13 protein-coding genes are annotated in these 12,953 nt (G+C 62.7%); all 13 read left to right on the top strand.

What is annotated here, in order from left to right; all coding sequences use genetic code 11:
• The first annotated feature begins 30 nt into the window (after positions 1-30).
• Positions 31-498, top strand: a complete 468-nt coding sequence (gene fliN / locus AC07VU_RS22350; RefSeq protein ID WP_009042742.1) for a flagellar motor switch protein FliN — start codon at positions 31-33, stop codon at positions 496-498.
• Positions 499-936 carry a flagellar biosynthetic protein FliO gene (gene fliO, locus AC07VU_RS22355; protein ID WP_495030497.1) on the top strand — a complete coding sequence of 146 codons (438 nt, stop codon included), beginning with the start codon at positions 499-501 and terminating at the stop codon, positions 934-936.
• Positions 936-1,685: a flagellar type III secretion system pore protein FliP gene (gene fliP / locus AC07VU_RS22360; protein ID WP_274305932.1), complete on the top strand. Its 750-nt coding sequence runs from the start codon at positions 936-938 to the stop codon at positions 1,683-1,685. The genes fliO and fliP overlap by 1 nt, the downstream gene beginning before the upstream one ends.
• A 24-nt stretch (positions 1,686-1,709) precedes the next feature.
• Complete coding sequence (gene fliQ, locus AC07VU_RS22365) at positions 1,710-1,979, top strand: flagellar biosynthesis protein FliQ (RefSeq protein ID WP_003184009.1); 270 nt, start codon at positions 1,710-1,712, stop codon at positions 1,977-1,979.
• Between the two features lie 3 nt (positions 1,980-1,982).
• Positions 1,983-2,765, top strand: a complete 783-nt coding sequence (fliR, locus tag AC07VU_RS22370; protein ID WP_495030498.1) for a flagellar biosynthetic protein FliR — start codon at positions 1,983-1,985, stop codon at positions 2,763-2,765.
• A gap of 3 nt (positions 2,766-2,768) precedes the next feature.
• On the top strand, positions 2,769-3,905 hold the full coding sequence (flhB, locus tag AC07VU_RS22375) for a flagellar biosynthesis protein FlhB (RefSeq protein WP_007922509.1): 1,137 nt from the start codon (positions 2,769-2,771) through the stop codon (positions 3,903-3,905).
• A 235-nt stretch (positions 3,906-4,140) separates the two neighbouring features.
• The gene (gene flhA / locus AC07VU_RS22380) at positions 4,141-6,270 is read left to right on the top strand and encodes a flagellar biosynthesis protein FlhA (protein ID WP_037033952.1); all 2,130 of its coding nucleotides are present in this window, start codon (positions 4,141-4,143) and stop codon (positions 6,268-6,270) included.
• A gap of 11 nt (positions 6,271-6,281) precedes the next feature.
• Positions 6,282-7,598: a flagellar biosynthesis GTPase FlhF gene (flhF, locus tag AC07VU_RS22385; protein WP_007922507.1), complete on the top strand. Its 1,317-nt coding sequence runs from the start codon at positions 6,282-6,284 to the stop codon at positions 7,596-7,598.
• A gap of 118 nt (positions 7,599-7,716) precedes the next feature.
• Positions 7,717-8,547: a flagellar synthesis regulator FleN gene (gene fleN, locus AC07VU_RS22390; protein ID WP_007922506.1), complete on the top strand. Its 831-nt coding sequence runs from the start codon at positions 7,717-7,719 to the stop codon at positions 8,545-8,547.
• The gene (gene fliA / locus AC07VU_RS22395; protein ID WP_007922505.1) at positions 8,544-9,284 is read left to right on the top strand and encodes an RNA polymerase sigma factor FliA; all 741 of its coding nucleotides are present in this window, start codon (positions 8,544-8,546) and stop codon (positions 9,282-9,284) included. The genes fleN and fliA overlap by 4 nt, the downstream gene beginning before the upstream one ends.
• Before the next feature lie 160 nt (positions 9,285-9,444).
• Positions 9,445-9,816 (top strand): chemotaxis response regulator CheY, encoded by a 372-nt coding sequence (locus AC07VU_RS22400; RefSeq protein ID WP_003183998.1) that lies wholly within the window; start codon positions 9,445-9,447, stop codon positions 9,814-9,816.
• A 29-nt stretch (positions 9,817-9,845) separates the two neighbouring features.
• Positions 9,846-10,634 carry a protein phosphatase CheZ gene (locus AC07VU_RS22405; RefSeq protein ID WP_007922504.1) on the top strand — a complete coding sequence of 263 codons (789 nt, stop codon included), beginning with the start codon at positions 9,846-9,848 and terminating at the stop codon, positions 10,632-10,634.
• A gap of 12 nt (positions 10,635-10,646) precedes the next feature.
• Positions 10,647-12,938: a chemotaxis protein CheA gene (locus AC07VU_RS22410; RefSeq protein ID WP_277588128.1), complete on the top strand. Its 2,292-nt coding sequence runs from the start codon at positions 10,647-10,649 to the stop codon at positions 12,936-12,938.
• Positions 12,939-12,953: the final 15 nt, after the last annotated feature.

The raw sequence follows: 12,953 nt of genomic DNA on the forward strand, positions 1-12,953 counted from the left end.
GTTAATGATTTTTTGCCCGCCGAGGACAACATGGCTGACGAACACGAAATGACTTCCGCAGAAGACCAGGCCCTGGCTGATGAGTGGGCGGCTGCCCTGCAGGAAACCGGCGACGCCGGGCAAGACGATATCGATGCCTTGCTGGCGGCCGATGCGGCCAGCGCGCCGGCGTCCAATCGCCTGCCGATGGAAGAGTTCGGCAGCGTGCCGAAGAATAACGAGCCGGTGACCCTCGACGGTCCGAACCTGGACGTGATCCTGGATATCCCGGTATCGATCTCCATGGAGGTCGGCAGTACCGACATCAACATCCGCAACCTGCTGCAGCTCAACCAGGGGTCGGTGATCGAGCTCGATCGCCTGGCCGGCGAGCCGCTGGACGTGCTGGTCAACGGCACGCTGATCGCCCATGGCGAAGTGGTGGTGGTCAACGAGAAGTTCGGCATCCGCCTGACCGACGTGATCAGCCCGAGCGAACGCATCAAGAAGCTGCGCTAAGTGAGAAAGGCACTCGCGCTGTTCCTGGCCTGGCCGCTCTGGGCGCTGGCCGCCGAGCCGGTGGCCGGTACCGCCGCGCCAGTGGTTGGCAGCAGCGGCGTGGCCGGGCAGCTGACCCAGCTGGTGCTGGGCCTGTTGCTGGTGGTGGGGCTGATCTTCTTCCTCGCCTGGCTGTTGCGCCGGGTGCAGCAGGCCGGACCGGCCGGCAAGGGCCAGGTCATCGAGCTGGTCGGCTCGCGGGCGCTTGGCCCGCGGGACCGGCTGGTGCTGGTGCAGGTCGGCAACGAACAGATTCTGCTCGGCCTGACGCCGGGCACCATCACTGCGTTGCATGTGCTCAAGGAGCCGGTGCAGGTGCCGAGCACCGAGCAGGCGACTCCGGAGTTTGCCCAGCGCCTGATGGAGCTGCTGGGCAAGGATCAGAAGGATAAGAAGTAATGCCGTTGCGCCTCCTCTTGATGTTGGCCCTGTTGCTGGCGGCGCCGCTGGCGCTGGCGGCCGACCCGTTGTCGATCCCGGCGATCACCCTCGGCACCAATGCCGACGGCCAGCAGGAATACTCGGTCAGCCTGCAGATCCTGTTGATCATGACCGCGCTGAGCTTCATTCCGGCGTTCGTCATGCTGATGACCAGCTTTACCCGGATCATCATCGTGTTCTCGATCCTGCGTCAGGCCCTGGGCCTGCAGCAGACGCCGTCGAACCAGATCCTCACCGGCATGGCGCTGTTCCTGACGATGTTCATCATGGCCCCGGTGTTCGACCGGGTGAACCAGGATGCCCTGCAGCCGTACCTGGCGGAGAAGCTCAGCGCCCAGGACGCAGTGGCCAAGGCCCAGGTGCCGATCAAGGATTTCATGCTGGCCCAGACCCGCAGCAGCGACCTGGAGCTGTTCATGCGCCTGTCCAAACGCACTGATATCGCGACGCCGGACCAGGCGCCGCTGACGATCCTGGTGCCGGCCTTCGTCACCTCGGAGCTGAAGACCGCGTTCCAGATCGGTTTCATGATCTTCATTCCGTTCCTGATCATCGACCTGGTGGTCGCCAGTGTGCTGATGGCCATGGGCATGATGATGCTGTCGCCACTGATCATTTCCCTGCCGTTCAAGATCATGCTGTTCGTGCTGGTGGATGGCTGGGCGCTGATCATCGGCACCCTGGCGGGCAGTTTCGGTGGTGTTTAGAACCTTGTTGGCGGGTGACGCGTTATGACGCCTGAAGTCGCGGTAGACCTGTTTCGCGAAGCGCTCTGGCTGACCACCATGATGGTCGCCATCCTGGTGATCCCCAGCCTGCTGGTGGGCTTGCTGGTGGCGATGTTCCAGGCCGCCACCCAGATCAACGAACAGACCCTGAGCTTCCTGCCGCGCCTGCTGGTGATGCTGGTGACGCTGATCGTCGCCGGTCCCTGGCTGGTGCAGACCTTCATGGAATACATCCTGCAGTTGTACGGCAGTATTCCGCAGTTGATCGGCTGAATCATGTCTCTGCTGGCGCTTACTGATACGCAGATCAGCACCTGGGTCGCCAGCTTCATGCTGCCGCTGTTTCGTATCGGCGCCGTGCTGATGACCATGCCGGTCTTCGGCGCGACCCTGGTGCCGACCCGCATCCGTCTGTATTTCACCCTGGCCATCACGGTCGTGGTGGTGCCGGGGCTGCCGCCCATGCCGGCGGTCAATGCACTGGATCTCGGCGGGCTGCTGCTGATTGCCGAGCAGATCATCATCGGTGCCTTGTTCGGTTTCTCCCTGCAGTTGTTCTTCCAGGCTTTCGTGATCGCCGGGCAGATCATTTCGACGCAGATGGGCATGGGCTTCGCGTCCATGGTCGACCCCACCAACGGTGTTTCGGCGGCGGTGATCGGGCAGTTCCTGACCATGCTGGTGACCTTGCTGTTCCTCGGCATGAATGGGCATCTGGTGGTCTTCGAGGTGCTGACCGAGAGCTTCACCACCTTGCCGGTGGGCAGCGCGCTGCTGGTCAACCATTTCTGGGACATCGCCGGCAAGCTGGGTTGGGTGCTGGGTGCCGCGCTGTTGCTGGTATTGCCGGCGATCACCGCGTTGCTGGTGGTGAACATCGCCTTTGGCGTGATGACCCGCGCGGCGCCGCAGTTGAACATTTTCTCCATCGGCTTTCCGCTGACCCTGGTGCTGGGCCTGGTGATTTTCTGGGTCAGCCTGGGCGACATTCTCAACCAGTACCAACCGCTGGCCGTCGAGGCCCTGCAGTTGCTGCGCAACCTGGCACAGGCGCGTTGAACCATGGCTGAGAGCGAGAGCGGTCAGGACAAGACAGAAGACCCCACGGAGAAACGCAAGAAGGACTCCCGGGAAAAGGGCGAGATTGCCCGCTCCAAGGAGCTCAATACCCTGGCGATCACCATGATCGGCGCCGCCGGCCTGCTGATCTACGGCGCGGGAGTGGCCCGGGACCTGCTGGAAATCATGCGCCTGAATTTCTCCCTGCCGCGCGAGGTGCTGCTCAGCCCCGGCGCCATGGGCCTGTACCTGCTGCATTCGGGCAAGATCGCGATTATCGCTGCGATGCCGATCCTGCTGCCCCTGGTGCTGGCGGCACTGATCGGTCCTATCTCCCTGGGCGGCTGGCTGTTTTCCACCAAGAGCCTGGCGCCCAAGTTCAGCCGCATGAACCCGCTCAGCGGCATGAAGCGCATGGTGTCCCCGACCTCGCTGATCGAGTTGCTCAAGGCCTTCGCCAAGTTCGTGGTGATCCTGATCGTGGCCTTGTCGGTGCTGTCTTCGGACATCGACGACCTGCTGCGGATCGCCCACGAGCCGCTGGAGCAGGCGATTATCCACAGTGTGCAAGTGGTGGCCTGGAGCACCTTGTGGATGGCTTGCGGGCTGATCCTGATCGCCGCGGTGGACGTGCCGGTGCAGCTGTACCAGAGCTACAAGAAGCTGCTGATGACCAAGCAGGAAGTGCGTGACGAGCACAAGGACCAGGAAGGGCGCCCCGAGGTCAAACAGCGGATTCGCCAGGTCCAGCGCGAGATGTCGCAGCGGCGGATGATGGCGGCGATTCCCGAGGCGGACGTGGTTATCACCAACCCGACCCACTACGCCGTGGCGCTCAAGTACGACGCCGAGAAGGGCGGGGCGCCGGTGTTGCTGGCCAAGGGCAGCGATTTCCTGGCGCTGAAGATCCGCGAGATCGCCGTGGCCAACGAGGTGCTGTTGCTGGAGTCGCCGGCGCTGGCGCGTTCGATCTACTACTCCACCGAGCTGGAGCAGGAAATCCCCGCCGGGCTTTATCTGGCGGTGGCCCAGGTGCTGGCGTATGTCTATCAGATTCGCCAGCACCGGGCCGGCAAAGGCAAGCGTCCCGATCCGCTCAAGGACCTGCCGATTCCGCCGGATTTGCGTCGCGATTCCTGAGGTCGGCGTTGGCTGTGCCGACGTTATCGCGAGCAAGCTCGCTCCAGCAGAGTCCACGCCCGGCCGTAGGAACGAGCTTGCTCGCGATGGCGCGAAAGCGCCTTGTGTGACGACTGATGGCGCAACGCCATAAATCAGTTTGTGTTCCAGGCCAAAGTTGGAAGGCTTCTTGCAATACCCGCCCTGCGCCGCCTCCAGGCGTCAAAAGTTTGCTTCAAGGGAACGGGGAATACCGGTGGATCGCTCTCAGTTAATCAGTACGGCTCGCACTAACCTGGCCGACCTCAGTCGAGGGAACCTGGGGGTGCCGCTGTTGCTGCTGGTCATGCTGGCCATGATGATGCTGCCGGTGCCGCCGTTCCTGCTGGACGTGTTCTTCACCTTCAACATCGCCCTGTCGATCGTCGTGCTGCTGGTCTGTGTGTATGCCCTGCGGCCGCTGGATTTCGCGGTGTTCCCGACCATCCTGCTGGTGGCGACCCTGTTGCGCCTGGCGCTGAACGTGGCCTCCACGCGGGTGGTGATGCTCCACGGCCAGGACGGTCACGCCGCCGCCGGTAAAGTGATCCAGGCCTTCGGCGAGGTGGTGATCGGCGGCAACTACGTGGTCGGTATCGTGGTGTTCGCGATCCTGATGATCATCAACTTCGTGGTGGTGACCAAGGGTGCCGGGCGGATTTCCGAGGTGAGCGCGCGTTTCACCCTCGATGCGATGCCGGGCAAGCAGATGGCCATCGACGCCGACCTCAACGCCGGCCTGATCGACCAGGCCCAGGCCAAGGCCCGCCGCTCGGAAGTGGCCCAGGAGGCCGAGTTCTACGGTTCCATGGACGGTGCCAGCAAGTTCGTCCGCGGTGACGCCATCGCCGGCCTGCTGATTCTGTTCATCAACCTGATCGGCGGCATGGCGGTCGGTATCTTCCAGCACCACATGTCCTTCGGCGATGCCGGCCGGGTCTACGCCTTGCTGACCATCGGTGACGGTTTGGTGGCGCAATTGCCATCGCTGCTGCTGTCCACCGCGGCCGCGATCATGGTGACCCGTGCTTCCGGTTCCGAAGACATGGGCAAGCAGATCAACCGGCAGATGTTCGCTTCGCCCCGGGCCCTGGCTGTCGCCGCTGGCCTGATGGCGGTGATGGGCCTGGTGCCGGGCATGCCGCACTTTTCCTTCCTGAGCATGGCGGCCCTGGCGGCCGGTGCCGCGTACCTGTTCTGGAAACGCCAGAACGTGGTCAAGGTCAAGGCGCTGGAAGAGGTCAAGCGCCAGCAGGAGCTGCTGCCTTCGCCGGCCCGCGCCCTGGAAACCAAGGAGCTGGGCTGGGACGACGTGACCCAGATCGACATGATCGGCCTGGAAGTCGGTTATCGCCTGATTCCCCTGGTGGACCGCAACCAGGGTGGGCAATTGCTGGCGCGGATCAAGGGCGTGCGCAAGAAGCTGTCCCAGGACCTGGGCTTCCTCATGCCCACCGTGCATATTCGCGACAACCTCGACCTGGCACCCAGCGCCTACCGGCTGACGCTGATGGGGGTGATCCTGGCCGAGGCCGAGATTTACCCGGATCGCGAGCTGGCGATCAACCCGGGGCAGGTCTATGGCACGCTCAATGGCATCAACGCCAAAGATCCGGCCTTCGGCCTGGAGGCGGTGTGGATCGAGATCAGCCAGCGCGCCCAGGCGCAGTCGCTGGGCTACACCGTGGTCGACGCCAGTACCGTGGTCGCCACCCACCTCAACCAGATTCTGTACAAGCACTCCAGCGAGCTGATCGGCCACGAAGAAGTCCAGCAGCTCTTGCAATTGCTGGCCAAGGGTTCGCCGAAGCTGGCGGAAGAGCTGGTGCCGGGCGTGCTTTCGTTGTCCCAGCTGCTCAAGGTGCTGCAGGCGCTGCTGGCCGAACAGGTGCCGGTGCGCGATATCCGCAGCATTGCCGAGGCCATCGCGAACAATGCCGCCAAGAGTCAAGATACTGCCGCTTTGGTGGCCGCGGTGCGTGTCGGATTGTCGCGCGCCATCGTGCAAAGCATTGTAGGCACTGAGTCCGAGCTGCCTGTGATCACCTTGGAGCCCAGGTTGGAACAGATTTTGCTCAATAGTCTGCAGAAGGCAGGACAAGGCTCGGAAGAGGGTGTCCTGTTGGAGCCAAGCATGGCTGAGAAGCTGCAGCGTTCGTTGATCGAAGCCGCGCAGCGCCAGGAAATGCAAGGTCAACCGGTGATTCTGCTGGTAGCCGGTCCGGTCCGCGCGATGCTCTCGCGGTTCGGACGCCTGGCGGTCCCGGGCTTGCACGTGTTGGCGTACCAGGAAATCCCTGACAACAAGCAAGTGACCATCGTTGCGACAGTAGGGCCCAACGGCTGAGGTAGTGGGTTATGCAAGTTAAGCGTTTTTTCGCCGCCGATATGCGTCAGGCCATGAAGCTGGTTCGTGATGAGCTGGGCGCCGACGCTGCCATCATTGGCAATCGCCGCATTGCCGGCGGTGTCGAGCTGACGGCTGCCCTGGATTACAAGCTATCGGCGCTGGCGCCGCGGGTGCCGAACATGGAACTCGAGGACGAACTGCGCAAGACTCAGTCGCGCATCGTCACCGCCCAGGCCGAACTGAGCCTGCGTGGCGACGGCGATGCCAGCACCAATCGCCAGCTGTTCGCCGGCCTGCCGCTGACCGCCGCCGAGCCGCTGATCGAACCTACATTCAACGAGCCCCAGCGCCCGGCCCCGGTAGTCGCCGCACCGGCTGTCGATCAGCGGGCACTGGACTCGATGCGTTTTGAACTCAACGGCCTGCGCGAGTTGCTGGAAGTCCAGCTCGGCTCCCTGGCCTGGAGCCAGCTGCAAGGCAGCCGGCCCGAACAGGCCAACCTGTGGCGGCGCCTGCAGCGTATCGGCTTGTCCGGTCCGCTGGCCCGTGACCTGCTGGCGCTGATCACTGAAATCGACGAACCCCGCCAGGCCTGGCGCATGCTCCTGGCCCACCTGGCGCGGATGATCGTGACCCCGGAAGTCGAGCCACTGGAGGAGGGCGGTGTGATCGCCATGGTCGGCCCCGCCGGCATGGGCAAGACCACCACCCTGGCCAAGCTGGCCGCGCGTTATGTACTCAAGTACGGCGCGCAGAACATCGCGCTGGTGAGCATGGACAGCTACCGCATCGGCGCCCAGGAACAGCTCAAGACCCTGGGCCGGATCCTCAACGTCTCGGTGACCCATGTCGACCCGGGCCAGTCCCTGGCGCAAGCCCTCGATCCGCTGCTGCGCAAGCGTGTGGTGCTGATCGACACCGCCGGCCTGCAAGCCAGCGACCCGGCCCTGCGCATGCAGCTGGAAAGCCTGGCCGGACGTGGCATCCGGGCAAAAAATTATCTGGTCTTGGCAACCACCAGCCAGAAACAGGTTCTAACCGCCGCATACCACAGCTACAAGCGTTGCGGGCTGGCCGGCTGCATCCTGACTAAACTGGATGAAACCGCCAGCCTTGGTGAGGTGTTGAGCCTGGCGATCAGTCATGAACTCCCTGTTGCCTATCTGACCGATGGCCCGCGGATTCCGGACGATCTGCACTTGCCGCGTCGTCACCAGCTGGTCAGTCGTGCGGTGAGCGTGCAGATGCAGGAAGAACCCAGCGAAGAAGCCATGGCTGACATGTTCGCTGACCTCTACCACAACCCGACCAAGCGGGTTGGCTGAGGGAATCATGAAAAGATTGCAATGTACCTACATCGATGGTCTGCCAGGCATTGTTCCGTTGGTGAACGCGCAGCCAGTTATGTGGCCCCGTCTAAGTAAGACAAGGTAAAGAACGAACATGGGCAGCATGCATCCCGTACAGGTGATCGCGGTGACCGGCGGCAAAGGTGGCGTCGGCAAGACTAACGTGTCAGTGAACTTGTCCCTGGCCCTAGCGGAGCTCGGCCGGCGCGTCATGCTGCTGGACGCCGACCTGGGCCTGGCCAACGTCGACGTGCTATTGGGGCTGACCCCCAAACGGACCCTCGCCGACGTGATCGAAGGCCGCTGCGAGCTGCGCGATGTGCTGCTGCAGGGGCCGGGTGGAATCCGTATCGTGCCGGCGGCGTCCGGCACCCAGAGCATGGTTCATCTGAGCCCGGCGCAGCATGCCGGCCTGATCCAGGCCTTCAGCGACATCGGCGACAACCTCGATGTGCTGGTGATCGACACCGCCGCCGGCATCGGCGACTCGGTGGTCAGCTTCGTCCGCGCGGCCCAGGAAGTATTGCTGGTGGTCTGCGACGAGCCGACCTCGATCACCGACGCCTACGCGCTGATCAAGCTGCTCAACCGCGACTACGGCATGAACCGCTTCCGCGTGCTCGCCAACATGGCGCAGAGCCCGCAGGAAGGGCGCAACCTGTTCGCCAAGTTGACCAAGGTCACGGATCGCTTCCTGGACGTGGCCCTACAATATGTCGGCGCCGTGCCTTACGACGAATGCGTGCGCAAGGCCGTGCAAAAGCAGCGTGCGGTCTATGAGGCGTTTCCGCGTTCGAAATGCGCGCTGGCATTCAAGGCCATCGCGCAGAAGGTCGATACCTGGCCGTTGCCGGCCAACCCACGTGGACATCTGGAATTTTTCGTCGAGCGGCTCGTGCATCAGACAGCGGGACCGGTGCTATGAGCGCCAGCGGCTACAACCTTTACAAAAAGTCGGCACGTGACAGCCAGTACGAATTGATCGAGCGCTATGCACCGCTGGTCAAGCGTATTGCCTATCACTTGCTGGCGCGCCTGCCGGCCAGTGTCCAGGTCGAAGACCTGATCCAGGCCGGGATGATCGGTCTGCTCGAAGTGTCGACCAAGTACGACGCGAGCAAGGGCGCGAGTTTCGAGACCTACGCGGGTATCCGTATCCGCGGTGCGATGCTCGATGAGGTCCGTAAAGGTGACTGGGCGCCGCGTTCGGTACATCGCAATACCCGGATGGTGAGCGATGCCATTCGCGCAATTGAAGCTAAAACCGGTCGTGACGCTAAAGATCATGAAGTTGCGGCCGAACTTCAATTGAGTCTCGACGATTATTACGGGATTTTGAACGACACCTTGGGCAGTCGCCTGTTCAGCTTCGACGACCTGTTGCAGGACGGCGAGCATGAAGGGCTGCATGAGGATGGCGCGAGTGCTCATCTCGAGCCGTCGCGCGACCTGGAGGACGAACGTTTCCAGGCCGCGCTGGCGGACGCGATTGCCAATTTGCCGGAGCGTGAGCGACTGGTCTTGGCGCTGTACTACGACGAAGAGCTGAACCTCAAGGAAATCGGTGAGGTCCTGGGGGTCAGCGAATCGCGGGTCAGCCAGTTACACAGCCAGTGCGCGGCCCGTTTGCGGGGGCGTTTGGGAGAGTGGCGAGCGCGCTGACAGGCAGTGTGGGGGACACTGCGGACGAGACTGGCACGACGTGGCCGGACTTGCGGTGTGTATTCCATGCAGTCGTTGAGTGCTCTGCCTGATTGATTGAATGGCGCGTTCAGGTGCTGGACGCGTTTAAGACTGCTTGGAGGTCGAATTGGACAAGAACATGAAAATCCTCATCGTTGATGACTTCTCAACGATGCGGCGGATCATAAAAAACCTGTTGCGTGACCTGGGGTTCACCAACACGGTCGAGGCTGACGATGGCACCACTGCCATTCCGGTCCTCAACAGTGGGAGCATCGACTTTCTGGTAACGGACTGGAACATGCCCGGCATGACCGGTATCGATCTGCTGCGCCATGTGCGCGCCGATGAAAAACTCAAGCACCTGCCGGTACTCATGGTGACCGCTGAAGCCAAGCGCGAACAGATCATCGAAGCTGCCCAGGCCGGCGTAAACGGTTATGTGGTCAAGCCCTTCACGGCCCAGGCGTTGAAAGAGAAGATCGAGAAGATCTTCGAACGCATCGGTTGAGAGTGGAATCATTCCGCCACGGGGGAGCTATGGAGCACAACGAATCTTCATTGGGCGATTTCGAATCGACCCTGAAAAAACACGCACTCGAACTGGTCGACAGCCTTGAAAAAGGCAAGTTCGGCGAAGCCGTGCAACTGATCCATGAGCTCAACCAGACCCGTGACCGCGGCCTGTACCAGGAGGTCGGCAAGCTCACCCGCGAGCTGCATAGCGCCATCGTCAATTTCCAGATTGACCCGCATATGCCGCAAGCCGAGGAAGTTTCACAGATCACGGATGCCACCGAGCGCCTGTCCTATGTGGTCAGGCTGACCGAGGCCGCGGCCAACCGCACCATGGATCTGGTCGAGAGCGCCACCCCGCTGGTCAATGGCCTGAGTAGCGAAGCCCAGGCCCTGAGCGCCGATTGGGGGCGTTTCATGCGCCGCGAACTGGGCGCCGAGGAATTCCGCGACCTGGCCCGCCGGGTGGACGGTTTCCTGACCCGCAGCGAGCAAGACACGCGTGCGGTATCGAGCAACCTCAACGACATTCTGCTGGCGCAGGATTACCAGGACTTGACCGGTCAGGTGATCAAGCGCGTGACCCAGTTGGTCACCGAAGTCGAGAGCAACCTGCTCAAACTGGTCCTGATGGCCAGCCAGGTCGATCGTTTTGCCGGCATCGAACATGACCGTGAATCGATCCTCGCTGAAAAAGATCCGCAAAAACATCTGGCCAAGGGTGAAGGTCCGCAGATTCATGCCGATAAACGTGAAGACGTTGTATCCGGTCAGGACGATGTCGACGATTTGCTTTCCAGCCTTGGATTCTAGGAGCACCCATACATGAGCTTCGGCGCCGATGAAGAAATCCTTCAGGATTTTCTGGTTGAGGCCGGCGAGATTCTAGAGCAACTGTCCGAACAACTGGTCGAGCTGGAAAGCCGGCCGGACGATGCGGATCTGCTCAACGCAATTTTTCGCGGTTTTCACACTGTAAAAGGGGGCGCCGGCTTCCTCCAGCTCAACGAGCTGGTGGAGTGCTGCCACATCGCCGAGAACGTGTTCGACATCCTGCGCAAGGGTGAGCGTCGCGTCGACGCGGAACTGATGGACGTAGTGCTCGAAGCGCTGGACGCAGTGAACGGCATGTTCGGCCAGGTGCGCGAGCGTACCGAGATCACCGCCGCCACTCCGGAGCTGCTGGCTGCCCTGGCCCGTCTGGCCGAGCCTGCGGGGGCCGAGGAGGTCGCCGCGCCGGTGGCCGACGTTGAGACAGTTGTTGAAGCCGTTGCCGAGCCGGTCGCCGAGTCGACCGAAAGCGAGTCCGGCGATATCACCGACAGCGAGTTCGAGCAGCTGCTCGATTCGCTCAATGCCGCCAAGGCCGAGGCCGAAGCCCCGGCTGCTGTTGCTCCCGCGGCACCCGCCGCCGGCAGTGAAGCGGCCAGCGACGAAATCACCGATGCCGAGTTCGAGTCGTTGCTCGATCAATTGCACGGCAAGGGCCAGTTCGCACCGGATGCGGTGGCCCCTTCGGCCACGGCGCCGGCTGCGGAAAAAGCCGCGGCCAGCGACGAAATCACCGATGACGAATTCGAAGCCCTGCTGGATCAGCTGCATGGCAAAGGCAACTTTGCGGTCGATGCGCTGGACTCCGCGGTGGCAGCGGCGGTACCGCCGGCTACGCCAAGCGCGGCCGCCGCCGGTAGCGACCTGATCACCGACCAGGAATTCGAATCCCTGCTCGACGAGCTGCATGGCAAGGGCAAGTTCTCTGAAGTGCCCGCAGCCGCGGCGACCGTGGGTAGCGCAACGGCCGCCACGGCTCCGGCGCCTGCCGCCGTCGCCAAGCCAGCGGTGAAGAAGCCCGAAGCCAAGGCCGAAACGCCAAAACCGGCTCCAGCCGCTGCTCCGGCGCCTGCTCGTGCTCCGGCTGCCGCTCCGGCGGAAAAGCCGGTCAGCGAAGCTGAAACCACCGTGCGGGTCGATACCGCGCGGCTGGACGAAATCATGAACATGGTCGGCGAGCTGGTGCTGGTGCGTAACCGCCTGGTGCGCCTGGGGCTTAACAGCGGCGACGAAGCCATGTCCAAGGCCGTGTCGAACCTCGACGTGGTCACGGCCGACTTGCAGACCGCGGTGATGAAGACCCGGATGCAGCCGATCAAGAAGGTCTTCGGGCGCTTCCCGCGCCTGGTTCGCGACCTGGCCCGCCAGCTCAAGAAAGAGATCAACCTGGAGCTGGTCGGCGAAGAGACCGACCTCGACAAGAACCTCGTCGAGGCCCTGGCCGACCCGCTGGTGCACTTGGTGCGCAACGCCGTCGACCACGGTATCGAGTCGCCGGAAGAGCGCGAGGAAGCGGGCAAGTCCCGTGGCGGCAAGGTGGTGCTGGCGGCCGAGCAGGAAGGCGACCATATCCTGCTGTCGATCTCCGACGACGGCAAAGGCATGGACCCGAACGTCCTGCGCGCCATTGCGGTCAAGCGGGGGGTGATGGACAAGGATGCCGCCGATCGCCTGAGCGACACCGAGTGCTACAACCTGATCTTCGCCCCGGGCTTCTCGACCAAGACCGAGATCTCCGACGTGTCCGGCCGCGGCGTGGGCATGGACGTGGTGAAGACCAAGATTTCCCAGCTCAACGGTTCGATCAACATCTACTCGACCAAGGGCCAGGGTTCGAAGATCGTCATCAAGGTGCCGCTGACCCTGGCGATCATGCCGACCCTGATGGTGATGCTGGGCAACCAGGCGTTCGCCTTCCCGCTGGTCAACGTCAACGAAATCTTCCACCTGGACCTGTCGCGCACCAACGTGGTCGACGGCCAGGAGGTGGTGATCGTCCGCGACAAGGCGCTGCCACTGTTCTACCTCAAGCGCTGGCTGGTCAGTTCCGCCGCTCACGAAGAGCAGCGCGAAGGCCATGTGGTGATCCTTTCGGTCGGCACCCAGCGGATCGGCTTCGTCGTCGATCAACTGGTTGGCCAGGAAGAAGTCGTCATCAAGCCATTGGGCAAGATGCTCCAGGGGACTCCAGGCATGTCGGGCGCCACCATTACCGGTGACGGCCGCATCGCCCTGATTCTCGATGTTCCGAGCATGCTCAAGCGTTACGCCGCACGGCGTATTTGAATACCGGAGGGGCGG

The sequence above is a fragment of the Pseudomonas sp. GW821-FHT02B10 genome (assembly GCF_059421865.1).

What these genes read in the sequence shown, in the direction of transcription:
- fliN (WP_009042742.1), top strand. Translation starts at nt 31, where the DNA reads ATGGCTGACGAACACGAAATGACTTCCGCAGAAGACCAGGCCCTGGCT.
- fliP (WP_274305932.1), top strand. Translation starts at nt 936, where the DNA reads ATGCCGTTGCGCCTCCTCTTGATGTTGGCCCTGTTGCTGGCGGCGCCG.
- fliQ (WP_003184009.1), top strand. Translation starts at nt 1,710, where the DNA reads ATGACGCCTGAAGTCGCGGTAGACCTGTTTCGCGAAGCGCTCTGGCTG.
- fliR (WP_495030498.1), top strand. Translation starts at nt 1,983, where the DNA reads ATGTCTCTGCTGGCGCTTACTGATACGCAGATCAGCACCTGGGTCGCC.
- flhB (WP_007922509.1), top strand. Translation starts at nt 2,769, where the DNA reads ATGGCTGAGAGCGAGAGCGGTCAGGACAAGACAGAAGACCCCACGGAG.
- flhF (WP_007922507.1), top strand. Translation starts at nt 6,282, where the DNA reads ATGCAAGTTAAGCGTTTTTTCGCCGCCGATATGCGTCAGGCCATGAAG.
- fleN (WP_007922506.1), top strand. Translation starts at nt 7,717, where the DNA reads ATGGGCAGCATGCATCCCGTACAGGTGATCGCGGTGACCGGCGGCAAA.
- fliA (WP_007922505.1), top strand. Translation starts at nt 8,544, where the DNA reads ATGAGCGCCAGCGGCTACAACCTTTACAAAAAGTCGGCACGTGACAGC.
- AC07VU_RS22400 (WP_003183998.1), top strand. Translation starts at nt 9,445, where the DNA reads ATGAAAATCCTCATCGTTGATGACTTCTCAACGATGCGGCGGATCATA.
- AC07VU_RS22405 (WP_007922504.1), top strand. Translation starts at nt 9,846, where the DNA reads ATGGAGCACAACGAATCTTCATTGGGCGATTTCGAATCGACCCTGAAA.
- AC07VU_RS22410 (WP_277588128.1), top strand. Translation starts at nt 10,647, where the DNA reads ATGAGCTTCGGCGCCGATGAAGAAATCCTTCAGGATTTTCTGGTTGAG.